This window comes from Dyella thailandensis, from assembly GCF_050749815.1.
In the GTDB taxonomy this organism is placed as follows: Bacteria; Pseudomonadota; Gammaproteobacteria; order Xanthomonadales; family Rhodanobacteraceae; genus Dyella_A.
On record NZ_CP192735.1, the window covers coordinates 1,044,069 to 1,066,450 of the forward strand.

A 22,382-nucleotide genomic window follows, 5' to 3' on the forward strand; every position below is an offset into this window, starting at 1 on the left:
GCCTGCAGCCGCTGAGGAAGGGCTCCAAACCATACCCTCCCGGACGGTCGAATGCGAGATCGGCGCCGGCCTCAGCCGGCGTCGCCGGACAGACCGCGAAGGCGGTCACGTTCGCTATTGCCAATTGCCCGGCGGTGCGCAAACGTACCGCGCTATATGCAGTCCATGATGGCGTCCAGCCCGCCCAAGGCCGGAGTAGAAATCTTCGAACGCATCCTCGCCGCCCCGGGAGGCCTGATCGTGCTCGAAGGCGGCGATGGCGCCACGCTGATCAACGACTTTCGCACCATCGCCCGGCACTCCGGCCAGGCGGTCTACCTGTGGCAGCCCGACCAGGGGCTGGGAAGCCTGCGCGATGCGCACGCGCGCGTGCCCGGCTGCCAGCGCCTGGGTAACGCGCTGCGCTACATGCAGCAGAGCATGCACTTCGGCGTTTACCTGCTGGCGGATCTCGAGCTGCCGTTGTCGGCGATGGATGCCACCTTGCTGCGTCAGCTGGCCCGCGCGCCAGCCGGACATGTGCGCCGGGTGGTCCTGCTTGATGCGCCGCAGGCGCTGGTCGATCACCTGGGCGAGGCGGCGGTGAAGATCAGCGCCCGGCTGGATCTGCCCGTGCGTCCACGATTGCGTGACGGGCGCTGGGTCGTCTGATGGCCGCGTCGACCGACATGCTGGTGGTGGCGGCGCACCGCGAACTGCGTCGGCGCCTGTTCGATGTGCTGGACCGCGAAGAGCATGACCGCATCCTCAGTGCGCGCGACGCCGCCCATGCCGCCATCCTCCTGGCTGGACGCGGACCGGTGGCCCTCATCGTGGTCGCCTTCGAAGGGGATGGGCGGGCCTCGCGGGCGTGCTGCGAACAGCTGCGCGCGATGGATGTCTGCCGCGACGCGCCGTTGCTGGCCGTGTTCGCCGGCGACTGCAAGATCGGCCCGGCGCTGCTGCCCGATTCGGTGACCGACTGGCTGGACAGCACCCATCTCGAGCGCGAGCTGGTGGCACGCTGGCAGCGTGCCCGCTCGCGTGAGCCGGCCGGTCCCGCAACGCAGGGCCGCGTTGCCGCCACCGCCTCACCGGAGGACGCGCTTGCCTATCGCTTTGCCTTCGATGACGAAGATGGCGACTGCGAATGGATCGTGGTCGATCCGTCCGGAGAGCGCATGCTGGACATCAACGCGGCCGTATTCCGGCACAGCCAGCTCGCAGTGACCGACCTGCTCGGCAAGCCGCTCGCTGCGCTGCTGGCCTTCGAGGGCGTCGAGTGTGATCAGGTGCTGCGCGAGGTGGATCGCCGCTGGTACCCCTGTCAGCGGCGCACCCGGCATGGCGCCGATACCGGACAGGCCAACGCGCGGCGTGTGCGCCACCGCGGCCGGGACGCTGTGGCATTGTCGTTTCGCAGCGACCGCGCCGAGGCCCGCGGCGAGGCGGCGCTGGCCCTGCTCACGCGGATGTTCCAGGCGGGCAACAGCATCGACCCACAGGCAGCCACGGCCCGTCTGCTGATCGACGAGCTGTCACTGGATTACCTCGCGCTGTGGTCGGCCCGCCCCGAAGACAGCGCGGTGCCGTCGCAACTCATCCTGCACTGGAAGGGCGAGGACATCGACTGGCCCGATCCTGCCTTGCAGACCTCGCTGCGCCGGGTGCTGGGCGGCAAGGCCATGCTGAATGCGGACGATGGCCAGCGGTTGGCCGAATACGACCCCTTGTTGCAGCAGCTGCGCCTCGCCGGTTTCGCGGGCCTGCCGTTGCTGGACGAGCGCCGCAGCGTGATCGGCGCCCTGCTGGTGGGGCGTCGGCGTGGGCTGGGGCGGATGGATATCGTCGAGCCGGTGCTGCGCTGTGCGGCGGCGCGCTTCGCCCAGTCGATCGAGTTGCGCCGCACGCGCGAGCAGGGGCGCGCCGAAGGCCTGCTGGATGCGCTCACCGGCCTGCCCAACCGCCTGCTGTTCAACGATCGCCTGGACACGATCATCCGCGAAGCCCACCGCACCGGCGAGTGTTTCGCCGTGCTGTTCGTGGACCTGGATCGCTTCAAGGCGATCAACGACACCTACGGCCACGCCGCGGGCGACCAGGTGCTGCGCGTGGTCACGCAGCGGCTGTGCAGTTCCATCCGCGCCTCCGACACGGTGGCGCGCTATGCCGGCGACGAGTTCACGGTGGTGTTGCGACACATCATCAAGACCGACGACGTGCTGCGTGTGGCCGAGAAGATTGTGCAGGTGATGGAGGCGCCGCTGCACCTGGACGGCGGCGAGGAGCTGCAGGTCACCGCATCGATCGGCGTGAGCTTCTTCCCCGACGACGCCGCCGACGCCGACACCTTGCTCAAGCACGCCGACGAGGCGATGTACGCCGCCAAGCATCTGGGACGCAACAACTTCCAGATCTACGAAATGAGCCAGGACCAGGCCCAGCAGCAGGACGTGGCCCTGATTTCCCGACTGCGCCATGCCGAACGCAACGGCGAACTGCGGGTGTTCTACCAGCCACAGGTGGACGCGGCCACCGAGGACATCGTGGGGATGGAGGCGCTGGTGCGCTGGGAACACCCAGAGCTGGGCGGGATCAGTCCCGGTGTGTTCATCCCGCTGGCCGAGGAAAGCGGTCTCATCGTGTCGCTGGGCGAATGGGTGCTGCGCACGGCCTGCGCCCAGGCGCAGGCGTGGGAGCAGGCGTTCGGTCTGCGTCTGCGGCTGGGCGTGAACCTGTCGGCGGTGCAGCTGATGGAGCCGGACCTGCTGGACGTGGTCAGCCGCGTGCTCAAGGAGACCGGCCTCGACCCGAGTCTGCTCGAGATGGAAGTCACCGAGAGCATCTCGATCAAGGAGGTGCCCAACCTGGTGGAGAACCTGCACGGCCTGCACGACCTGGGCTGCCGCATCGCCATCGACGATTTCGGCACCGGCGCCGCCTCGCTGGATTACCTGCGCCGGCTGCCGGCCGACCGCATCAAGATCGACCAGAGTTTCGTGCGCAACATCGGCATCGACCCCGATGACGAGGCGATCGTGCGCGCGACCATCGAGATGGCGCACCGTCTGAAGCGGGGCGTGGTGGCCGAAGGCGTCGAGATCGAGCAGCATTTCGAGTTCCTGCGCGCCAACCACTGCGACGAGCTGCAGGGTTACCTGTTCTGTCGGCCGCTGCCGCAGGCCAGTTTCGAGCGGCTGCTGGGCGAGCGTCAGCGCCTGGTGGAAGGCGAGGGCGCGGCGGCGGCTTGAGCTGGGGCCGGTCGTCCCCACCTCGATGGAGCCGCAGGATGAACTTGCGGTGCTGCAGCGTGTCTGATGCGGCTTCCATCCTCCGCCAAGAATGCGATTGAAGTGGCCACAGCAACCGAGGGGACGGCCCGGATGGGCGACAACGAACTGGATCGGGCGCTGGTTGAGCGTGTCCAACAGGGGGACAAGCGGGCGTTCGACCTGCTGGTGCGCAAGTACCAGCACAAGGTGATCGGGCTGGTTTCCCGCTATGCGAACAATCACGCCGAGGCCGAGGACATCGCCCAGGACGCCTTCGTGCGCGCCTGGCGAGCGATCGGCTCGTTCCGCGGCGACAGCGCGTTCTACACCTGGATGTACAAGATCGCCGTCAACACCGCCAAGAACCACCTGGTGGCGATGGGGCGGCGTCCCCCGGCCGACGACATCGATGCGGAAGACGCCGTGTTCGTGCCCGGCTCGGACCGCATGCAGGAAACCGCCACGCCCGAGCGCGAACTGATGCGCCAGCAGGTGGAACAAACCGTGTTTGCTGCGGTCCAAGCCCTGCCCGAAGAGCTGCGCACCGCCATCACCCTGCGGGAGGTGGAAGGGCTCAGCTACGAGGACATCGCCGAAACCATGAGCTGCCCCATCGGAACCGTGCGTTCGCGCATCTTCCGGGCTCGTGAGGCGATCGACGAAAAATTGCGTCCACTGTTGTCCGATCGCGAGGATCAGACATGAGCAACAACCCCGAACAACTCTCTGCAGGCATGGATGGCGAGCTCGGTAGCGAGGAGCTTCGCTTCCTGCTGCGTCGGCTCGACCACGATGTCGCGTTGCAGCAGCGCTGGTCGAGCTTCCACGTGGCGTCGGCCAGCCTGCGCGGCGAGCTTCCGGCCCTGGCATCTTTCACCTTCGCCGACCGGGTCATGCAGGCGATCGCGGTGGAAGCCGCTGCCGCGGCGATGCCGCGCGGGCGACGTTCGAACTGGCTCAAGTTCTCCGCCGGCGGTGCCATTGCGGCCAGTGTCGCCGTGGTCGCCTTGATGGCGAGTCGGCCAGCCGGACACTCGGTGGATGCGCCGCTCGCTGCGCCCTCGGTGGCCAAGGTCAGCGAGCCGGCCGCGGCGCCGTCGCAGGCCGCGCCAGCCGCCGTGCCGGCCTGGCTGAGCAATACCAATGCGTTCCGCTACAGCGAGCAGGCTGCGTTCCCCGCCGGCGACGCCATTTCACCCTACGAGCAGTCGCTGTCGCCGTACCGGGTGAATGGTTACCGCACCCGGCAGAACGCCGACGGCAGCTACCTGTTGCTGATCGATCCCACACGTCAGTCGGTCCGGCGCCCGGTGCGCGAGGCGGCTGTCGCGCAATAAATGGCGCTCCGCGTGTCCCGTTCCGCGGTGTGCTTTCCAGATGCTTACCTGTTTGCCCCGGCGCGTATGGCGCGCCGGTGGTTTCCGTTTGCCTGAACCCGTGTCTAGGAGGAGATCATGAGTCGTTCCAGCGTGCGTCTGCTTGCCTGCAGCGTGTTGATCGGACTGGCCGCTGCCGGTGGCGTCCAGGCCCAGACCCCCGCTGCCGCGTCGGCGGCGTCGTTGCCGGACTTCACCGGCATCGTCCAGCAAAACGCGGCCGCGGTGGTGCACGTGGAAGCGAAGTACAACGGCCGTCGGCAACCCCGCGCGATGCCGGGTGTCCCCGGCGGCGATGACCAGGCGGAGATCCTGCGGCGCTTCTTCGGCATGCCGGCCATGCCTTCGCCCGAGGAGCAGAAGCACACCTCGCTGGGTTCGGGCTTCATCATTTCCGGCGACGGCTACATCCTGACCAACAACCACGTGGTCGACCACGCCGACGAGGTGACGGTGCGCCTGCAGGATCGCCGTACGCTCACCGCCAAGGTGGTCGGCACCGATCCCCAGTACGACATCGCGCTGCTGAAGGTCAGCACCAAAGGCACACTGCCGGCGGTGCGCATCGGCGAGTCGCAATCGCTGAAACCGGGTCAGTGGGTGCTCGCCATCGGCTCGCCGTTCGGCTTCGACTACACGGTGACCCAGGGCATCGTCAGCGCGGTCGGCCGTAATCTGGGCGGCGGCGACCAGCCCTACACCTCGTTCATCCAGACCGACGTGCCGATCAACCGCGGCAACTCCGGCGGCCCGCTGTTCAACCTGCAGGGCCAGGTGGTGGGGGTGAACTCGCAGATCTATTCCAACACCGGCGGCTATCTCGGCGTGGCGTTCTCCATCCCGATCGACGTGGCGATGAACGCGGTCGAGCAGATCAAGGCGAAGGGTTTCGTGACCCGCGGCCAGCTCGGCGTGATGGTGCAGGGTGTCAGCGATGACATGGTCAAGGTCTACAAGCTCGACCGCGGTGTCGGCGCGGCGGTGACCCAGGTCAGCCCGGACAGCGGCGCCGAGAAGGCCGGCATCCAGGCCGGCGACATCATCCTCAAGTACAACGGCGAAACGATCGATCAGCCCGGCGACCTGCCGCCGCTGGTGGGCCTGACCAAGCCCGGCACGCGCGTGCCGGTGGAAGTGCTGCGCAACGGCAAGCACGAGACCTTGCAGGTGACGGTGGGCACGGCGCCGCGCGATCCCGACGCGGTGGCTCCGGATGGCTCCGCACCCGTGCAGACCTCCGGCTCCCAAGCCCTCGGCCTGGCGGTTGGGCCGATCAGTGCCGACGATCGCAAGCAGATGGGTCTGCGCGCGGGCGAGGGAGTGCAGGTGACGGACATTTCCGGCGAAGCCGCCGCGCAGGCGGGCCTGCGCGCGGGCGACGTGATCCTGCGGGTGGACCAGCACGCCGTCGGCAGCGTGGCCGACTTCCGTGCGGCGACCAAGGACGTCAAGGCGGGCAGTACGGTGCTGCTGCTGGTGCGCCGCGGCGAGCAGAGCAGTTTCATCGGCATCACGGTGCCCGACGGCAAGTGATCCACCTGTCCCGGCGGCCGCTCGAGGGTGGCCGCCGGGGCGCAGGCGGGATGGCGTTCCATGCGATAATGCCGGGTTCGTGCCGCCATCCCGGGGGCACGCCGCCGGCGTTTCCGCCTGGCGGTGCAAGCTGACAGCGTAGCCCATGGAACTGATCCGCAACTTCTCCATCATCGCGCACATCGACCACGGCAAGTCCACGCTCGCCGACCGCATCATCCAGATCTGTGGCGGCCTGGCCGATCGCGAGATGGAAGCCCAGGTGCTCGACTCCAACCCGATCGAACGCGAACGCGGCATCACCATCAAGGCGCAGTCCGTGTCGCTGCCGTACAAGGCGCGCGACGGCAAGACCTACCAGCTCAATTTCATCGACACGCCCGGACACGTGGATTTTTCCTACGAGGTCAGCCGTTCGCTGGCCGCCTGCGAGGGTGCGCTGCTGGTGGTGGACGCCGCCCAGGGCGTGGAGGCGCAGTCGGTTGCCAACTGCTACACCGCGGTCGAGATGGGGCTGGAAGTGGTGCCGGTGCTCAACAAGATCGACCTGCCCACGGCCGACATCGACAAGGTGAAGGGCGAGATCGAGGCGGTGATCGGTATCGACGCCGACGACGCGGTGGCGGTGAGCGCCAAGACCGGACTCAACGTGGTCGAGGTGCTCGAAGCCATCGTGGCGCGCATCCCGCCGCCCAAGCCGCGCGACACCGATCGCCTGCAGGCGCTGATCATCGATTCGTGGTTCGACAACTACCTGGGCGTGGTGTCGCTGGTGCGCGTGATGCAGGGCGAGATCAAGCCCGGCGACAAGCTGCTGGTGATGTCCACCGGACGCACCCACGAGGTAGGCGAGGTGGGTGTCTTCACGCCCAAGCGCAAGAAGTTGACGCGGCTGGGGGCAGGCGAGGTGGGCTGGATCACCGCCTCGATCAAGGACGTGCACGGCGCGCCGGTGGGCGACACGCTCACCCTCGCCGGCAAGCCGGCCGAAAAGCCGCTTCCTGGCTTCCAGACCATGCAGCCGCGGGTGTTCGCCGGCCTGTTCCCGGTCTCCGCCGACGACTACCCCGCACTGCGCGAGGCGCTGGACAAGCTGCGCCTCAACGACGCTGCGCTGTTCTTCGAACCGGAATCGTCCGAGGCGATGGGCTTCGGTTTTCGCTGCGGCTTTCTCGGCATGCTGCACATGGAGATCGTGCAGGAGCGGCTGGAGCGCGAGTACGACCTGGACCTGATCACCACCGCGCCGACCGTGGTCTACGAGATCCTCAAGACCGACGGCACCATCATGTCGCTGGACAACCCGGCCAAGCTGCCGCCGGTGCCGCAGATCGACGAGATCCGCGAGCCGATCGTGGTGGCCAGCATCCTCACGCCGCAGGAATACATCGGCAACATCATCACCCTGTGCGAGGAAAAGCGCGGCGTGCAGCGCTCGATCCAGTACCTCGCCACCCAGGTGCAGATCACCTACGAGATCCCGCTGGCCGAGGTGGTGCTGGACTTCTTCGACCGCCTGAAGTCAGTCTCGCGAGGTTACGCCTCGATGGACTACCACTTCGATCGCTTCGAGGCCGGCCCGTTCGTGCGCACCGACGTGCTGATCAACGGCGACCGCGTCGACGCACTGAGCCTCATCGTGCACCGCGTGCACGCAGAGCGTCGCGGACGCGAACTGGTCGAGCGCATGAAGGATCTGATTCCCCGCCAGCAGTTCGACGTGGCGATCCAAGCGGCGATCGGCGCGCAGATCATCGCGCGTTCCACCGTCAAGGCGCTGCGCAAGAACGTGCTGGCCAAGTGCTACGGCGGCGACGTCAGCCGCAAGAAGAAACTTCTGGAGAAGCAGAAGGAAGGCAAGAAACGCATGAAGCAGGTGGGCCGCGTGGAGATTCCGCAGGAAGCGTTTCTCGCCGTGCTGAAGGTGGACAAATAAGGGCCGCGACGCGCGTCCGGCCGACCTGCGGCCACGGGCGTGTCACGCAACCTTCCCTTGACGGAGCAACACATGGATTTTGATTTTTCCGCCATCCTGCTCGGCCTGACCGTGCTGTTTGGCGTGGTGTGGGGCCTGGATCGCGCGCTGCTGTATCGCCGCCGCAAGGCGCGGCTGGATGCGGCCGGTGCGGAATACCGCGATCCGATGCCGGTCGACTGGGCGCGCTCGCTGTTCCCGGTGGTGTTCGTGGTGCTGCTGCTGCGCTCGTTCGTGGCCGAGCCGTTCCGCATCCCGTCCGGCTCGATGATGCCGACGCTGGACGTGGGCGATTTCATCCTGGTCAACAAGTTCGCCTACGGCCTGCGGCTGCCGGCGTTCAACAACAAGTTCCTGGACATTGGCGAGCCCAAGCGCGGCGATGTGGTGGTGTTCCGTTTTCCCGGCTACCTGTGCCGCGATGCCGACGGGCACTTCCAGCGCATCGGCGGCGCGGAGGACGGCACCACGCCGGCCAACGGCGCCGACCACGCCTGCCCGACGCCGCTCACCCCGGTGCCGAGCCAGAACTGGATCAAGCGCGTGATCGGTCTGCCCGGTGACACCATCGAAGTGCGCGACAGTCAGATCGTGATCAACGGCAAGCCGGTCGCCTCCGACGAGCTGGGTCCGTACATTGGCAATCCGCAGCGCGCGGAAGATGCCGAGCTGCTGTACTACGGCGCCACGGTGTGGAACGAGCATCTGCCGGGCGAGAACGGCAAGACCGTCAATCACCTGGTGGCTCGCATGCCTTCGCGCATGCCGACCAATACGATTCCCAACCAGCTGGTGCCTTCCAAGGTGCCGCAGGGCTGCTATCTGGTGATGGGCGACGATCGCGAGAACAGCACCGACAGCCGCTGGTGGGGCTGCCTGCCGGAGAAGAACCTCGCCGGCAAGGCCTTCCTGATCTGGTTCAGCTGGCAGGGCCTGCATACCGGCGGCGTCGCCTGGAAGCGTATCGGCACGTTGATCCACTGATCTGCGACGGCCGGCGCGTGACGCGCGCGCCGGCTGCGGGCAGAATCGCCCTCGCCGCGTACGTTGCGACGGCGGGACAGAATCGGGCCGAATCGGCCATTACCGGGGGTTGCCGCCAGGCGGCTTAGCGAGGGGACTATGAAAGCAAAACAGTCGGGCATCACGCTGATCGGATTCTTGATGATCCTGATCATCGTGGCCTTCTTCGGTTTCATGGCCATGAAGCTGGTGCCGTCGTACGTCGAGTTTATGGGCGTGAAGAAGGCCATGAGCCAGATCGCCACTGACGGCGCCAACGGGCGCTCGCTCGATACGATCCGTCGCGACCTGATCTTCAAGATGGGTTTCCAGTACGTCGATGACGCCACCATCCAGCCGTCGGACATCACCATCGAGCGCAACAACGGCGCTTCGACGCTGGTGGTCAGCTACGACAAGCAGGTGCCGTTCATCGCCAACATCGATTTCCTGCTGCATTTCGACAACAGCGTGGCGCTCTCCGGCACCGTGGGTGAATGATTCTTGACGCTTGATTACCGATTCCGCGATCCGGCGCTGGCCGATCTGGCGCTGACCCATCGCAGCGTCGGGCGGCCGAACAACGAGCGGCTGGAGTTCCTGGGCGACGCGTTCCTCGGTGCAGTGGTCGCCGAGATGTTGTTCGAGGTGCACCCGCACGCCAGCGAGGGGGAGCTCTCGCGGCTGCGCGCGCAGCTGGTGAACGGCCCGGCGCTGGCGGTGATCGCGCGCGAACTGGAGCTGGGTGATCGCCTGAAGCTCGGCCCCGGCGAACTCAAGAGCGGCGGCTTCCGGCGCGAGTCGATTCTCGCCGACGCGTTCGAGGCGCTGATCGCGGCGGTCTATCTCGATGGCGGGTTCGAGGCCTGCCGACAGGTGGTGCGCCAGTTGTTCGCCGAGCGCATCGCCGCACTGCCGCGCTCCTCCAAGGACGCCAAGACCCGCCTGCAGGAACACCTGCAGGCCGGCGGCTGGCCGCTGCCGCGTTACGAGCTGGTCGCCAGCCATGGTGACGACCACGCCAAACAATTCGACGTGCGCTGCACGATCGCCGAGCCCATGGAGCTGGACGCCCAGGCCAGCGGCTCGAGCCGGCGCTCGGCCGAGCAGGATGCCGCCGAAAGCGTGCTGGCCCGCCTGCTCGAACACAACGCTCGCGCCTGACGCGCGGGCCGACCGAACCATCACTGGCATCCGCGCCGCCCCGGCGCGATGCTAGCCCCCTATCTCGCCCCCAGATTTCATGCCGATGACCGACGAACACGACCTTTCCGCCGCCGATGGCGCGCCCGCCCTGCCGCACGACGACTTCCGCTGCGGCACGGTGGCGCTGGCCGGGCGTCCCAACGTGGGCAAGTCGACTCTGCTCAACGCGTTGATCGGCTTTCGCCTGTCCATCGTCAGCCCGCGACCGCAGACTACGCGGCACCGCATTTTGGGCATCAACACCACCGATGCAGGGCAGATTCTCTACGTCGATACGCCCGGCCTGCATCGCGGCGCCAAGCGCGCCATGAACCGCAGCCTCAACCGCGCCGCACGCTCGGCGATCAGCGATGTCGACGTGGCCGTGCAAGTGGTCGAGGCCGGCCGCTGGACCGACGAGGACGAGGCCGTCTACGCCGCACTGGGCGAGCAGGACACCCCGCGCCTGCTGGCGATCAACAAGGTCGACCTCAGCAAGGACAAGGGCGCGCTGCTGCCGTTCGTGGCCAAGCTCGCCGAAACCCACGCCTTCGACGAGATCCACTACGTCAGCGCGCTGAAGGAGAAGGGCCTGGCCGAGCTGGAGAAGGCGATCCTGGCCCGTCTGCCGGTGCAGCCGCCGATGTACGGCGAAGACGAGGTGACCGATCGCAGCGAGCGCTTCCTCGCTGCCGAGATGGTGCGCGAACAGCTCATGCTGCGGCTGGACCAGGAACTGCCGTACGCCACCACGGTGGAGATCGAGCAGTTCGCGGACCGTCCCGATGGCGTGGCGGAAATCCACGCCGTGATCTGGGTGGAGCGCGATGGCCAGAAAGCGATCGTGATCGGCCAGGGCGGCGCCCAGCTCAAGGCGATCGGCAGTGCCGCCCGCCGGCACATGGAGCGCCTGTTCGAGCGCAAGGTGTTCCTCAAGCTGTGGGTGAAGGTGCGCGAAGGCTGGGTGGACGACGAGTCCATGCTGAAGAAGTTCGGCTACACCGACTGATCCGACGGCGCGCGCCGCCGTCCACGCCATGCGCATCGATCAGCAGCCTGCCTATGTTCTGCACGCGCGGCCGTACCGCGAGACGTCGCTGCTGCTGGAGTGCCTGACCCGCGAGTGCGGGCGGGTCGGCGTGGTGGCGCGCGGCGTGCGCAGCGAGAAGGGACGCGCCCAGCGTGCGCTGCTGGAGCCGTTTCAGCGCCTGGCAATGGATCTGCTGATGCGCGGCGAACTCGCCACCTTGCGCGGCGCCGAGCCGCTGGACGCGCCACGCCGCTTGCTGGGCGACCACGGCCTGGCCGGGCTGTACGTCAACGAGCTGGTGGTGCGCTTGACCGGTCGGCAGGATCCGCACCCGGACATGTTCGACAGCTACGCGCTCACGCTGGCGCGGCTGTCCGGCGCGGAGCCGCTGGCGTGGACGCTGCGCCGCTTCGAACGCGATTTCCTGCAGGCATTGGGCTATGCGCTCGTGCTCGACCACGACGCCGCCACCGGCGCGGCGATCGACCCGGACACGCACTACCGCTATCACGCCGAGAGCGGGCCGATGCCCTGCATGGCCGGCGACACCGGTGCCCTGCGCGGGGAGGTGCTGTTGGCCCTGGCGCACGACCGCTTTCCCGGGGCGACCGACCTGCAATCGCTGCGCGGCATGATGCGCGAGGTCATCCGTTTTCATCTCGGCGGTGGCGAGCTACGCGCCTGGCAGGTGCTGGCCGCGGCGATGTCGCGGCGCTGAGCTTCGGCGGGCGGGTTGCCGCGGCTCAGGCCGCCTGCTGCGGGCGGTCCAGCGCGCGCAGCGTCTCCATCAGCACGCCGCGGAAGCGCACCACCGCCGACGCGGCCTGCTCCGGCCGGGCGCCCGTCAGCTGTTGCTGCAGCGCCACCACGTGACCCGACAGCGCGGTGGCGCCGCAGAAGCCACACGAGGAGCGCAGGCGGTGCAGGCGATCGCGCAGCGCGGCGCCGTCCTGGCCGAGCTGATCGAGCTCGCTGCACAGCGTCAGCAGCTCCTGCTGCAACAACTGGCGCAGCGCGCGCATGGTGGTCGAGTCGCCACTGGCCAGCAGTGCTGCCTCGTCGTCGAGCACCGGCAGGCGATTCAGGTAGGCCGGCGCCAGCGCCACCACTCGCCGCAGGTCGTCGATACGGCACGGCTTGGCCAGCACATCGCTGAACCCTTCGGCCAGCAGCAGGGCACGCTGCGCGGTGTCGAGCTCGGCGGTGGTGGCGATCGCCACGGCATCGCGCGAGGCGGCGAAGGGGTCCTTGCGCAGCGTCGCCAGAATCTCGCAGGCGCCGGCGCCGGGCATGCGGCAATCCAGCAGCAGCAGGTCGAACACCTCGTTCCGCGCGACGCCCAGGGCTTCGGCGCCGTCAACGCAATCGGTCGCGTCGGCACCGAGCGCGCGCACGGCATCGAGCAGGAAGCGGCGGCTCGCCGCGTCGTCGTCGGCGATCAATACGCGCAGGGCGAGGGCGTCGTTGCGCGGTGGCGATGCCGGGGAAGGGAGCGTGTGCGTCATGACGAAATCCTTGTCGTTCAGCAGAGTTTGGCAGAATGGCGGGACATGGGTGTCTTATCAAGCCGTCTTCCGTGGGTTCTGTCGCTGGTGCTGTCGCTGCTGCTGGCCGCGCCGGCGCATGCGGGCGCGAGCCTGGCCGCCAAGTCGGTCACGGTACCGGGTGCCACCCTGCAGCAGCTCACGCTGGCGGTGACCCCGGTCGACGCCGGCGGGCTGCGCATGCAACTGGACGCCGCGCGGGTCGACGTGCCGGCGATGGGCTGGCGGCGGGTCGGGCTGCATCTCGACGCCGTGCTGCAGCGCGACCCCCACGGGCGCTGGTCGTTTGATGGGCCGCTGCAACTCAAGCGCGCACCCGGCGCCGCACTGGGCGATGCCACGGTCAGCCTGCAGATCGACCCGGCCGCCAACACCCTGCTGGTCGACCTGCGCCAGGGCAAGGCGCAAGCGACTACCTTCGTGCCGCTGGATCAGCCGACCCACGCCCAGATCGAACTGAAGAACCTTCCGTTCGCTTGGCTGCAGGGATTGATGAGCACGGTGTGGTCCGGCCGCGCCACCGGTGGACGGGTCAACGCGGTGCTGGCGCTGGACCAGCGCGAGCGCGGCATCCAGGCCTCCGGCCAGTTCGATCTGGCCGCGCTGGGCTTCGATTCCCCCGCGGGCAAGCTGGCTGCGCAATCGCTTGGCGCGGGCGGCCGGTTCGTGCTGAATACCGCCGAAGGGCCTGCCGGGATCCATCTGGAAAGCACGCTGCGCGGCGGCGAAGTGCTGCTCGGACCAATCTACGCCAAGCTGCCGGACCATGCGGTGCAGCTGTCGCTCGACGCCCAGGCGCAGGCCGGTGCAGTCACCGTGAGCCGGTTGCGGGTGGGCGATCCCGATGCCATGCAGCTCAAGGGCGCCATGGCGTTCAACGCCAAGGGCGATCTGGCTTCGCTCAACCTGAGCCAGCTGCAGCTGAGCCTGCCGACTGCCTACCAGCGCTACGGGCGGGCCTGGCTGGCGAGCTTCGGGCTGCGCGACATGACGGCGCGCGGACAGCTCTCCGCCACCGTGGACCTGCGCCGCGACGGCCTGAACGCGTTCACCTTCACCACCTCCGGCCTGGATCTGGCCGATGCCGATGGCCGGCTCGCGATCGCCGGCCTGAAGGGCGGGCTCGACTGGAGCCGCGACGGCGCGCGCCCGGGCACCGACCTGAGCTGGCAGCGGCTGGGCGTGTATCGCCTCATGCATGGTCCGGCGACATCGCGCTGGCACAGCAGCGACGGCGTGCTTTCGCTGCAGCACCCGATCAGCATGAGCCTGCTGGGCGGACAGGTGCGCATCAGCGCGCTCGACTGGGCGCCCGCGGCCGCCCGCGGGCAGCGGCTGGAGACCTCGATGGCGGTCACCGGTGTCGACATGGCCGCCTTCAGCCAGACCATGGGCTGGCCGCAGTTCCCCGGCACGCTCGGCGGCGCGATCACCGGCCTGACCATCAGCGGCGATCAACTCGCGCTCGACGGCGGACTGTCGCTCAACGTGTTCGGCGGCTTCGTCGATGTCACCGGGCTAGCCTTGCAGCAGCCGTTTGGCGACAACCCCGTGCTGGCCGGCAACATCGCGCTGCGCCAGCTCGACCTGGGCGCCATCACCAGCGTGTTCGACTTTGGCTCCATCACCGGTCCGCTCGATGGTCATATCAACGGCCTGCGGCTGGTGAACTGGCAGCCGGTGGCGTTCGACGCGCAGCTGCTGGCCAGCCAGGGCGGGCGGATCAGCCAGCGCGCGGTGAACAACCTCACCTCGGTCGGCGGCGGTGGCATGGCAGCGGGCCTGCAGGGCGCGGTGCTGAAGCTGTTCAAGACCTTCGGCTACGACCGCATCGGCCTGAACTGCCGCCTGCAGGGGGCGGTGTGCCACATGAGCGGGCTGGAGCCGACCGCAGACGGCTACACTATCGTCGATGGCAGCGGCCTGCCGCACCTCGAGGTGATCGGACATCAGGCCGAGGTCGACTGGCCCACGCTGATCCGCCGGCTGAAGGCCGCCATCGAAGGCAACGCGCCGCAGGTGCGCTGAGCGGCCACCCCCGCACCCCCACCCATGGAGCTGATCATGCGCAAGATTGTTTATGGATTGCTGGCCACCGTCATGGTTGCCCTGGTCGGTTGCGTCACGATCAACGTCTACTTCCCGGAAGCGGCGGCGCAGAAGGCCGCCGACCAGTTCATCGGCACCGTGCTGGACAACGCGGGCAAGCCGGTGCCCAAGAGCGACACGCCGCCGCCACCGGCCAAGCCTGGCCCGTCGGCCATGCTGCTGGACCTGCTGGTGCCGGCGGCCTACGCCGGTGACGCGCCGAACATCCGCATCCAGAACGCCACCACCGAGGCGATCCGCCAGCGCATGCAGTCGCGCTTCCAGGGCGGCCTGGGTGACCTGTTCAAGAGCGGCGCGGTGGGCTTCACGCATGACGGCATGGTCGCCGTGCGCGATGCCTCCAAGGTGCCGCTGAGCCAGCGTGCCCAGGTCAATGCCACCGTGGCGGAAGAGAACCGCGACCGTGCCGCGCTGTATCGCGAAGTGGCCAGCGCCAACGGCCATCCGGAGTGGGAGGCGCAGATCCGCGCCACCTTCGCCAAGGGCTGGATCGAGCGCGCGCCGGCCGGCTGGTATTATCAGGACGCTGCGGGCGCCTGGAAGCGCAAATAAGCGTCCGCGGGCCCCATCCGCATCCCGCGCCCGGGTCCCTCGACCCGGGCGCCTTGTTTTTGAGCCCCATGCAAGAACTCCAAGCCACCATCACCGACCTCAGCCACGACGGCCGCGGCGTCGCGCGCATCGACGGCAAGACCGTGTTCGTCAGCGGCGCCCTGGTCGACGAGCAGGTGCGCATGCGCCTGCGCAAGCGCCATCGCCATTTCGACGAAGCGGAGGTGGTGGAAGTCATCACCCCCTCACCGCACAGGGTGACGCCGCGCTGCCGCCATTTCGGCGAATGCGGCGGCTGCTCGCTGCAGCACATGGACGCCGAGGCCCAGATCCACGCCAAGCAGCGCGTGCTGGCGGACAACTTCGCGCGTATCGGCAAGGTGTCGCCGCAGCACTGGCTGCAGCCACTCACCGACGCACCGTGGGGCTATCGCCGCAAGGGCCGCCTGTCGGTGCGTCACGTGCCGAAGAAAGAGCGCGTGCTGGTCGGTTTCCGCCAAGAGGCCAATCCCCGCTTCGTGGCCGAGATCACCCATTGCGAGGTGCTGCATCCGTCGCTGGGGCCGAAGATCGGCCTGCTGGCGGAGATGATCGGCGGCCTCGACGCGGCGCGCGACATTCCGCAGGTGGAGTTCGCCGGCGGTGACGAAGTCATCGCGCTGGTGTTCCGCCACATGAATCCGCTGAGCGAGCGCGATCGCGCCGCGCTGGCGGCGTTCGGTCAGCAGCACGGCTTTGCCATCTACCTGCAGCCCGGCGGCGTGAGCAGCGTGCATCTGCTGTGGCCGGAGCAGTCGCGTCTGGCCTTCCGCATCGCGGCGGGCGAGGGCGTGCCGGACGTGGAGCTGGAGTTCCGCCCGCTCGATTTCGTGCAGGTCAACGCCGGCATGAACGCGAAGATGATGGCGCGCGCGCTGGAGCTGCTCGACCCGCAGCCCACCGACCGCGTGCTCGACCTGTTCTGCGGCCTGGGCAACTTCACCCTGCCGATCGCCCGCCGCGTGGCCGAGGTGGTGGGCGTGGAAGGCGAGCACGGCCTGGTGGAACGCGCCGCCGACAACGCCGCGCACAACGGCCTCGCCAACGCACGCTTCCACGTGGCCAACCTGTTCGAGGACCAGCGCGGCACCGACTGGGCCCGCCAGCCGTGGGACAAGCTGCTGCTCGACCCGCCGCGCGCCGGTGCCGACAAGGTGCTGGAGTACCTGCCGCACAAGGCGACCAGGCGCATCGTCTACGTGTCCTGCCATCCCGCCTCGCTGGCGCGCGACGCCGGCATCCTGGTCAACCAGCATGGCTTCCGGTTGACCTCGGCGGGTGTGATGGACATGTTCCCGCACACTGCCCACGTTGAATCCATCGCTCTGTTCGAACGCTGAGCTGCTACGGAGCGACCGACCACATGGGCATCGAGATCGAAAGGAAATTCCTGCTGCGCCATGACGGCTGGCGCGCGCAGATCGAACGCACTGAGCGCATGGCGCAGGGCTACCTGGTGAGCGCGCAGGCGCTGCGCGACGGAACAGCCAAGGCCTCGGTGCGCGCCCGTGTGGCCGGCGATCGTGCCTGGCTCAACATCAAGGCGGCGCGGCTGGGCATCGAGCGCGCGGAGTTCGAGTACGCCGTGCCGGTGGCCGATGCCGAGGCGATGCTGGGCTCGCTGTGCGATGGCGTGCTGGCCAAGCAGCGCCATCACGTCACCGTCGACGGCACGCTGTTCGAGATCGACGAGTTCGAGGGTGACAACGCCGGCCTGATCGTGGCCGAGGTGGAGCTGCCCGCGGTCGACGCGCCGTTCCCGCGTCCGGACTGGCTGGGCGCAGAGGTCAGCGCACTGCCGCGCTACTACAACGTCAACCTGATTGCGTACCCTTACGCGCAGTGGACGCGCGACGAGCGCGACGCCCTCGACGGAGAATCGTCCGCATGCTGATGATCGGTCTGGCCGGCCTCACGCTGGAGCCGCGCGAACGCGAGTGGCTGGTCGCGCCTGGCGTGGCCGGCGTGTTGCTGTTTTCTCGCAATTTCGCCTCGCGCGAGCAGCTTGCGGCGCTGGTGGAAGCGATCCGCGAGGTCGGCGGCGAGGACATGCTGATCGCGGTCGACCAGGAAGGCGGCCCGGTGCAGCGCTTCCGCGACGGCTTCACCCGCCTGCCGGCGCTGGCGAAAGTGGGCGCGGCGTATGACCGCGATCCGACCGACGCCATCCGGCTGGCCGAAGAGCATGCCTGGGTGATGGCCAGCGAACTGCGCGCTACCGGCGTGGATTTCAGCTTTGCGCCCGTGGTGGATCTCGCTCGCGGCAACGCGGCGATCGGCCTGCGCGCGTTCCATGCCGATCCGGCGGTGGCCGGCGAGCTGGGCCAGGCCTACGTGCGCGGCATGCATCTGGCCGGCATGGCGGCGGTGCTCAAGCACTTCCCCGGACACGGTTCGGTGGCCGCCGACACGCACAAGGCGCAGGCGATCGATCCGCGCCCGTTGGCCGCCATCGAGCAGGATGACCTGCTGCCTTTTGCGCAGTGCATCGAGGCGCGCGTGGAAGCCGTGATGATGGCCCACGTGATCTATCCCGCCGTCGACGCACTGCCTGCTGGCTTTTCCAAAGCATGGGTCGGCGACGTGCTGCGCGGCCGTCTCGGCTTCGACGGCGCCGTGATCAGCGACGACATCTCCATGGCCGCCGCGGGCAGCGCCGGCGGCGTGGCCGCGCGTGTGCATGCGCACCTGGATGCCGGCTGCGACCTGGTGCTGGCCTGCTTCCCCGATGTGGTGGACGAGGCGATCGCCGCCATCGCTGAGCGCCATCCGGTGGCGCCCCAGCGCCTGCTGGCACTGCGCGGCGCCTTGGGCGCCAGCTGGGATTCGCTCACCGACAACCCGCAGCGCGACCGCTTCATCGCGCGCATCACGGCGCTGGACGCCGAAGGACCGACCGCATGACCACGCCCTCGCTCACCGACGCGCTCGCGCACTCCGACCTGCTGGTGGACCGACCGGCGATCGACGCGATGATCGCCCGCATGGGCGGTGAGATCGATGCTGCGCTGGACGGCGAGCGCGCGCTGTTCCTCACCGTGATGAACGGGGCGCTGATGTTCGCCGGCCAGCTCGCGCTGGCGATCCGCACCGATCTGGAGTTCGACTACGTGCACGCCACGCGCTATCGCGGCGCCACCACCGGCCACGACCTGCACTGGCTGCGCGAGCCGATCGTGCCCATGACCGGCCGCACCGTGCTGCTGGTGGACGACATTCTCGACGAGGGCCATACGCTCAAGGCGGTGCGCGACGACTGCCTGCGCCGCGGCGCGCGCCGCGTGCTGATCGCCAGCCTGTGCACCAAGCGGCACGATCGCCTGGTCGAAGGCATCGCCTCGGACTTCAACGGCATCGAGCTGCCGGACCGCTACGTGTTCGGCTACGGCATGGATTTCCACGAGCAGGGCCGCAACCTGCCGGGCATCTACGCCCTGCGCGAATCCTGATCTTTTCCTCCTCGGCGGAGACCGCAAGCGCATGAAGCTCCTCGGCATTTCCGGCAGCCTGCGCCGGGCCTCATACAACACCGCGCTGCTGCACGCGGCGGCCGACTTGCTGCCGGCCGGCCACACGCTGGCGATCCACGACCTGCACGACCTGCCGCTGTTCGACCAGGACGTGGAAGAGCAGGGCGATCCGGCCGCCGTGGTGGCGCTGAAAGACGCCATCGCCGACGCTGACGCGTTGTTGCTGGCCTCGCCCGAGTACAACGGCGGCATCACCGGCGTGCTGAAGAACGCGATCGACTGGGCCTCGCGCAAGGGCACGGCGCGCGAGGCCGCGCCGCTGGCCGGCAAGCGCGTGTGCATCATCGGCGCCAGCCCCGGCATCACCGGCACCGTGCGCGCGCAGGATGCGCTGCGGCTGGTGCTGCGCCGCGCCGGCGCCATCGCCGAGCCGCAGGGCGAAGTGCTGGTGTTCCAGGCGCACACCAAGATCGCCGAGGGCAAGCTGGTGGACGAGCGCACCCGTGAGGCGCTGGGTCGCCACCTGCAGAACTTCATCGCGCTGGTTGAGCGCGCTTCCTGATCCATCGAACCGGAAACGACATCGTGAGCATCGATCTGGCCGTCATCGGCGGCAGTGGCCTGTACAACTTCCCTGGCCTGGAGAACGCCCAGCGGCAGTCGGTCGATACCCCGTTCGGCCCCGCCTCGGGCGACGTGGTCACCGGCGACTTTGCCGGCAAGCGGCTGGCCTTCCTGGCCCGCCACGGCGAAAGCCACAGCCTGCCGCCGCACCGGGTGAACTACCGCGCGAACCTGTGGGCGCTGCATCACCTGGGCGCGCGCCGCGTGATCGGCGTCAACGCGGTGGGCGGCATCCGCCACGACATGGGCCCGCGGGTGATCGTGGTGCCCGACCAGATCATCGACTACACCCACGGTCGCACCACCAGCTTCTGCGACGTGGAAGGCGCCGAGGTGAAGCACATCGATTTCAGCGAGCCGTACACCGCCTCGTTGCGCCGCGAGCTGCTGGCGGCGGCCGGCAAGGTCGGTATCGCGGTGATCGACGGCGGCTGCTACGGCGCCACCCAGGGCCCGCGGCTGGAAACCCGCGCCGAGATCGCCCGCATGAAGCGCGACGGCTGCGACCTGGTCGGCATGACCGGCATGCCCGAGGCGGCGTTGGCCCGCGAACTGGAACTGGACTACGCCTGCCTCGCGCTGGTAGCCAATTTCGCCGCCGGCTGCGGCGACGAGGCGGAGATCAGCATCGAGGAAATCTTCGCCCACCTCGCGGCGGCGACCGCCGAAGTGCCGCGCCTGCTGGCGGCGATGCTGGCGGCCTGAGACCTTCGTCGGAAGACGCGTGCCCGGTCCGTTCAGGATATTGCGCTTGACCCACAAACATGCTGATACTTCGAGGGTGCCAGGGGCGGCGGACCAAGGGGATAGGGGTTCAACGCGAAAGCCTTGGTGCATCCATCCTTAAGCTTCAGAGGTTGCCGCAATGCGTTTCGGTACGGTCAAGTGGTTCAACGACGCCAAGGGTTTCGGTTTCATCGCGCCCGAGGACGGTGGGGAGGACGTTTTCGTCCACTTTTCTGCGATCAACTCCAAGGGCTTTCGCAGCCTGCAGGAAGGTCAGCGTGTGAAGTTCGAAGTGACCCAGGGGCCGAAGGGCGCCCAGGCCTCGGGCGTCGAAATCGCGGCCTGATCGCTCGGTCCACGAATTGCCCCAGCTCGACGGAAAACCCCGCGCCTTGCGCGGGGTTTTCTTTTTACGCTGGCCGCCGATAGCGCGATGAACACGGGTCGGGGCGTGCCGTCGATGCGTCCCGCCGCTGGCAACGGCGGCATGACACGGTAAGAATGGTGCCAGTGTGATGGCGTGTTCCTTTGCGAGGACCCAAGCAATGCCCAAGGACGCGGTCTGCCGCCCATCGTATGCATCGAGCCCGTCGCGGCAGGGGCGGATAGCCTCCTGCGGGCGCCCCGCATGCTGATGGAACGCGCACTGCGCCGTCTTTCGGTCGGGCAACGGGTGGGCCTGATCATCGCGCTGCTGCTCGCTCCGCTGGCCACCTTGAGTGCCGTCAGCGTGGCCGTGCTCAACCAGCAGGAGATGGCTTTCCGCGATTCGGTGGAAGAGTCGCTGCACACGCTGCTCCCACTCACCGCGCTGGAGCAGTTGCTCGATCGCGCCCTGGTCGACGAGCTCGAGGCGCAGTCCCACGAATCGGTGCCCGACTTTGCCTCGCTCACCGAGAACATCGACCACAGCTTCACCACCGTGGAGATGGCCGGCAGCAGCCCCGATCTGCTGCTGGACCGGCTCACCGCCGCGCAGCATGCGTGGGCCCAGGCCAAGCCCTCGGTGCAACACCTGATCGAGCAGGTCACGCGCGCCTCGGCCGGCGACGATCTTGCCGCAGCCGAGCTCTCTCGCAAGGAGTTGCAGGAGGCAATCCGGGATGTGCGCGATGCGCGCGAACACCTCGCCGCTGCGGTACGGGCACGCTATGAACGTGCCGCCGCCATGCGCCATCGCCAGCTGCATTGGCTGCTGTTCGGCTGGGCCGGCACGTTGCTGGCGGCGGCGCTGATGATCAGCGTGGTGCTGCGCTCCATCCTGCGGCCGATCCGCGAGCTGGGCAGTTCGGCCCGGCGCTTCGCCGCGGGCGACATGTCGGCCCGCCTGCAGGTACGCGGGCGCGACGAACTCAGCACGCTGGCCGAGCAGTTCAACGCCATGGCGATCTATTGGGAGCAGACCCATCGCGAGGTGCTCGCCGAGGCCACGGAAGATGCCCTGACCGGGCTGCCCAATCGGCGGCGCATTCTCGCCCTGCTGTCGTCGGAGCTCGAAAGCCATCGGGACAACCAGCGCCCCGTGGCCGTGCTGATGATCGACCTCAACGACTTCAAGGCCATCAACGATGGCTTCGGCCATGCGGCGGGCGACGACGCGCTGGTCTGGGTCACCCGGCGCATGCGCGAATGCCTGCGCCAGGGGGATCACCTGGGCCGCCTCGGCGGCGACGAATTCCTCGCCGTCCTGCCCGACACGACGCAAGCGCAGGCACATGAGCTGGCCAGCCACATGACCGCCCTCGTGGCGGCCGCCGCCGCACGGGAGACCGCGCGGCCTACCATCGGCGTGGGCATTGCCGGCGCCCCCGAGCACGGCCGGCAGCCGGGCACCTTGCTCGCCCAGGCCGACGTCGAGCTGTACGCAAGCAAGCAGCGGACGAAGGCCGGGCGCGGCGACGATCTCGCGCAGCGGCGCCGGGCGGAACCTGGTTCCCAGAAGCCACATTAGCCGTCCGTAGCGGAA

General features: G+C 68.4%; 22 protein-coding genes. 21 read left to right on the plus strand and 1 reads right to left on the minus strand.

What is annotated here, in order from left to right; translation table 11 throughout:
* Positions 1 to 156: 156 nt before the first annotated feature.
* The 11 genes from ACQVBX_RS04840 to recO all read left to right on the plus strand — a co-directional run bounded on the left by ACQVBX_RS04840 (position 157) and on the right by recO (position 12,070).
* On the plus strand, positions 157 to 651 hold the full coding sequence (locus ACQVBX_RS04840) for a hypothetical protein (RefSeq protein WP_431636772.1): 495 nt from the start codon (positions 157 to 159) through the stop codon (positions 649 to 651).
* The gene (locus ACQVBX_RS04845) at positions 651 to 3,230 is read left to right on the plus strand and encodes a putative bifunctional diguanylate cyclase/phosphodiesterase (RefSeq protein ID WP_431636774.1); all 2,580 of its coding nucleotides are present in this window, start codon (positions 651 to 653) and stop codon (positions 3,228 to 3,230) included. Before ACQVBX_RS04840 ends, ACQVBX_RS04845 begins: the two co-directional genes overlap by 1 nt.
* Positions 3,231 to 3,362: 132 nt before the next feature.
* Complete coding sequence (gene rpoE / locus ACQVBX_RS04850) at positions 3,363 to 3,956, plus strand: RNA polymerase sigma factor RpoE (protein WP_431636776.1); 594 nt, start codon at positions 3,363 to 3,365, stop codon at positions 3,954 to 3,956.
* Positions 3,953 to 4,588 carry a sigma-E factor negative regulatory protein gene (locus ACQVBX_RS04855; protein WP_431636778.1) on the plus strand — a complete coding sequence of 212 codons (636 nt, stop codon included), beginning with the start codon at positions 3,953 to 3,955 and terminating at the stop codon, positions 4,586 to 4,588. The genes rpoE and ACQVBX_RS04855 overlap by 4 nt, the downstream gene beginning before the upstream one ends.
* Before the next feature lie 117 nt (positions 4,589 to 4,705).
* Positions 4,706 to 6,160, plus strand: a complete 1,455-nt coding sequence (locus ACQVBX_RS04860; protein WP_431636780.1) for a Do family serine endopeptidase — start codon at positions 4,706 to 4,708, stop codon at positions 6,158 to 6,160.
* 145 nt (positions 6,161 to 6,305) lie between these two features.
* Positions 6,306 to 8,096, plus strand: coding sequence for a translation elongation factor 4 (lepA, locus tag ACQVBX_RS04865; RefSeq protein WP_431636781.1), 1,791 nt, complete (start codon positions 6,306 to 6,308; stop codon positions 8,094 to 8,096).
* 72 nt (positions 8,097 to 8,168) lie between these two features.
* Positions 8,169 to 9,119 (plus strand): signal peptidase I, encoded by a 951-nt coding sequence (gene lepB / locus ACQVBX_RS04870; protein ID WP_431636784.1) that lies wholly within the window; start codon positions 8,169 to 8,171, stop codon positions 9,117 to 9,119.
* Positions 9,120 to 9,257: 138 nt separating this feature from the next.
* The gene (locus ACQVBX_RS04875) at positions 9,258 to 9,638 is read left to right on the plus strand and encodes a DUF4845 domain-containing protein (RefSeq protein WP_431636785.1); all 381 of its coding nucleotides are present in this window, start codon (positions 9,258 to 9,260) and stop codon (positions 9,636 to 9,638) included.
* Between the two features lie 3 nt (positions 9,639 to 9,641).
* The gene (rnc, locus tag ACQVBX_RS04880) at positions 9,642 to 10,301 is read left to right on the plus strand and encodes a ribonuclease III (RefSeq protein ID WP_431636787.1); all 660 of its coding nucleotides are present in this window, start codon (positions 9,642 to 9,644) and stop codon (positions 10,299 to 10,301) included.
* Positions 10,302 to 10,386: 85 nt separating this feature from the next.
* The gene (era, locus tag ACQVBX_RS04885; RefSeq protein WP_431636788.1) at positions 10,387 to 11,331 is read left to right on the plus strand and encodes a GTPase Era; all 945 of its coding nucleotides are present in this window, start codon (positions 10,387 to 10,389) and stop codon (positions 11,329 to 11,331) included.
* Between the two features lie 28 nt (positions 11,332 to 11,359).
* A complete protein-coding gene (recO, locus tag ACQVBX_RS04890) occupies positions 11,360 to 12,070 on the plus strand; it encodes a DNA repair protein RecO (RefSeq protein WP_431636789.1) in 711 nt (236 codons plus the stop codon).
* Positions 12,071 to 12,095: 25 nt separating this feature from the next.
* Here recO and ACQVBX_RS04895 read toward each other — a convergent pair whose 3' ends face one another.
* Positions 12,096 to 12,857 (minus strand): response regulator, encoded by a 762-nt coding sequence (locus ACQVBX_RS04895; RefSeq protein WP_431636790.1) that lies wholly within the window; start codon positions 12,855 to 12,857, stop codon positions 12,096 to 12,098.
* 45 nt (positions 12,858 to 12,902) lie between these two features.
* Here ACQVBX_RS04895 and ACQVBX_RS04900 point away from each other — a divergent pair, with 45 nt between their 5' ends.
* The 10 genes from ACQVBX_RS04900 (at position 12,903) to ACQVBX_RS04945 (ending at position 22,367) form a co-directional block, all read left to right on the plus strand.
* Positions 12,903 to 14,924 (plus strand): hypothetical protein, encoded by a 2,022-nt coding sequence (locus ACQVBX_RS04900; protein WP_431636792.1) that lies wholly within the window; start codon positions 12,903 to 12,905, stop codon positions 14,922 to 14,924.
* 36 nt (positions 14,925 to 14,960) lie between these two features.
* A complete protein-coding gene (locus tag ACQVBX_RS04905; protein ID WP_431636794.1) occupies positions 14,961 to 15,557 on the plus strand; it encodes a YdbL family protein in 597 nt (198 codons plus the stop codon).
* 68 nt (positions 15,558 to 15,625) lie between these two features.
* Positions 15,626 to 16,936 (plus strand): 23S rRNA (uracil(1939)-C(5))-methyltransferase RlmD, encoded by a 1,311-nt coding sequence (gene rlmD / locus ACQVBX_RS04910; protein WP_431636796.1) that lies wholly within the window; start codon positions 15,626 to 15,628, stop codon positions 16,934 to 16,936.
* A 23-nt stretch (positions 16,937 to 16,959) separates the two neighbouring features.
* On the plus strand, positions 16,960 to 17,490 hold the full coding sequence (locus ACQVBX_RS04915; protein ID WP_431636798.1) for a CYTH domain-containing protein: 531 nt from the start codon (positions 16,960 to 16,962) through the stop codon (positions 17,488 to 17,490).
* Positions 17,484 to 18,500: a beta-N-acetylhexosaminidase gene (gene nagZ / locus ACQVBX_RS04920; RefSeq protein ID WP_431636800.1), complete on the plus strand. Its 1,017-nt coding sequence runs from the start codon at positions 17,484 to 17,486 to the stop codon at positions 18,498 to 18,500. The genes ACQVBX_RS04915 and nagZ overlap by 7 nt, the downstream gene beginning before the upstream one ends.
* The gene (locus ACQVBX_RS04925) at positions 18,497 to 19,045 is read left to right on the plus strand and encodes a hypoxanthine-guanine phosphoribosyltransferase (RefSeq protein WP_431636802.1); all 549 of its coding nucleotides are present in this window, start codon (positions 18,497 to 18,499) and stop codon (positions 19,043 to 19,045) included. The genes nagZ and ACQVBX_RS04925 overlap by 4 nt, the downstream gene beginning before the upstream one ends.
* Positions 19,046 to 19,076: 31 nt before the next feature.
* Entirely contained in the window at positions 19,077 to 19,628 is a 552-nt protein-coding gene (locus ACQVBX_RS04930; protein ID WP_431636804.1) for an NADPH-dependent FMN reductase, read from the plus strand.
* A gap of 23 nt (positions 19,629 to 19,651) precedes the next feature.
* Positions 19,652 to 20,395, plus strand: a complete 744-nt coding sequence (locus tag ACQVBX_RS04935) for an S-methyl-5'-thioinosine phosphorylase (RefSeq protein ID WP_431636805.1) — start codon at positions 19,652 to 19,654, stop codon at positions 20,393 to 20,395.
* 160 nt (positions 20,396 to 20,555) lie between these two features.
* Entirely contained in the window at positions 20,556 to 20,762 is a 207-nt protein-coding gene (locus ACQVBX_RS04940) for a cold-shock protein (RefSeq protein WP_072320702.1), read from the plus strand.
* 282 nt (positions 20,763 to 21,044) lie between these two features.
* Entirely contained in the window at positions 21,045 to 22,367 is a 1,323-nt protein-coding gene (locus ACQVBX_RS04945; RefSeq protein ID WP_431636808.1) for a diguanylate cyclase domain-containing protein, read from the plus strand.
* Positions 22,368 to 22,382: the final 15 nt, after the last annotated feature.

Coding starts and splice junctions, on each gene's coding strand:
- ACQVBX_RS04840 (WP_431636772.1), top strand. CDS start 157: ATGCAGTCCATGATGGCGTCCAGCCCGCCCAAGGCCGGAGTAGAAATC.
- ACQVBX_RS04845 (WP_431636774.1), top strand. CDS start 651: ATGGCCGCGTCGACCGACATGCTGGTGGTGGCGGCGCACCGCGAACTG.
- rpoE (WP_431636776.1), top strand. CDS start 3,363: ATGGGCGACAACGAACTGGATCGGGCGCTGGTTGAGCGTGTCCAACAG.
- ACQVBX_RS04855 (WP_431636778.1), top strand. CDS start 3,953: ATGAGCAACAACCCCGAACAACTCTCTGCAGGCATGGATGGCGAGCTC.
- ACQVBX_RS04860 (WP_431636780.1), top strand. CDS start 4,706: ATGAGTCGTTCCAGCGTGCGTCTGCTTGCCTGCAGCGTGTTGATCGGA.
- lepA (WP_431636781.1), top strand. CDS start 6,306: ATGGAACTGATCCGCAACTTCTCCATCATCGCGCACATCGACCACGGC.
- lepB (WP_431636784.1), top strand. CDS start 8,169: ATGGATTTTGATTTTTCCGCCATCCTGCTCGGCCTGACCGTGCTGTTT.
- ACQVBX_RS04875 (WP_431636785.1), top strand. CDS start 9,258: ATGAAAGCAAAACAGTCGGGCATCACGCTGATCGGATTCTTGATGATC.
- era (WP_431636788.1), top strand. CDS start 10,387: ATGACCGACGAACACGACCTTTCCGCCGCCGATGGCGCGCCCGCCCTG.
- recO (WP_431636789.1), top strand. CDS start 11,360: ATGCGCATCGATCAGCAGCCTGCCTATGTTCTGCACGCGCGGCCGTAC.
- ACQVBX_RS04895 (WP_431636790.1), bottom strand. CDS start 12,857: ATGACGCACACGCTCCCTTCCCCGGCATCGCCACCGCGCAACGACGCC.
- ACQVBX_RS04900 (WP_431636792.1), top strand. CDS start 12,903: ATGGGTGTCTTATCAAGCCGTCTTCCGTGGGTTCTGTCGCTGGTGCTG.
- ACQVBX_RS04905 (WP_431636794.1), top strand. CDS start 14,961: ATGCGCAAGATTGTTTATGGATTGCTGGCCACCGTCATGGTTGCCCTG.
- rlmD (WP_431636796.1), top strand. CDS start 15,626: ATGCAAGAACTCCAAGCCACCATCACCGACCTCAGCCACGACGGCCGC.
- ACQVBX_RS04915 (WP_431636798.1), top strand. CDS start 16,960: ATGGGCATCGAGATCGAAAGGAAATTCCTGCTGCGCCATGACGGCTGG.
- nagZ (WP_431636800.1), top strand. CDS start 17,484: ATGCTGATGATCGGTCTGGCCGGCCTCACGCTGGAGCCGCGCGAACGC.
- ACQVBX_RS04925 (WP_431636802.1), top strand. CDS start 18,497: ATGACCACGCCCTCGCTCACCGACGCGCTCGCGCACTCCGACCTGCTG.
- ACQVBX_RS04930 (WP_431636804.1), top strand. CDS start 19,077: ATGAAGCTCCTCGGCATTTCCGGCAGCCTGCGCCGGGCCTCATACAAC.
- ACQVBX_RS04940 (WP_072320702.1), top strand. CDS start 20,556: ATGCGTTTCGGTACGGTCAAGTGGTTCAACGACGCCAAGGGTTTCGGT.
- ACQVBX_RS04945 (WP_431636808.1), top strand. CDS start 21,045: ATGCTGATGGAACGCGCACTGCGCCGTCTTTCGGTCGGGCAACGGGTG.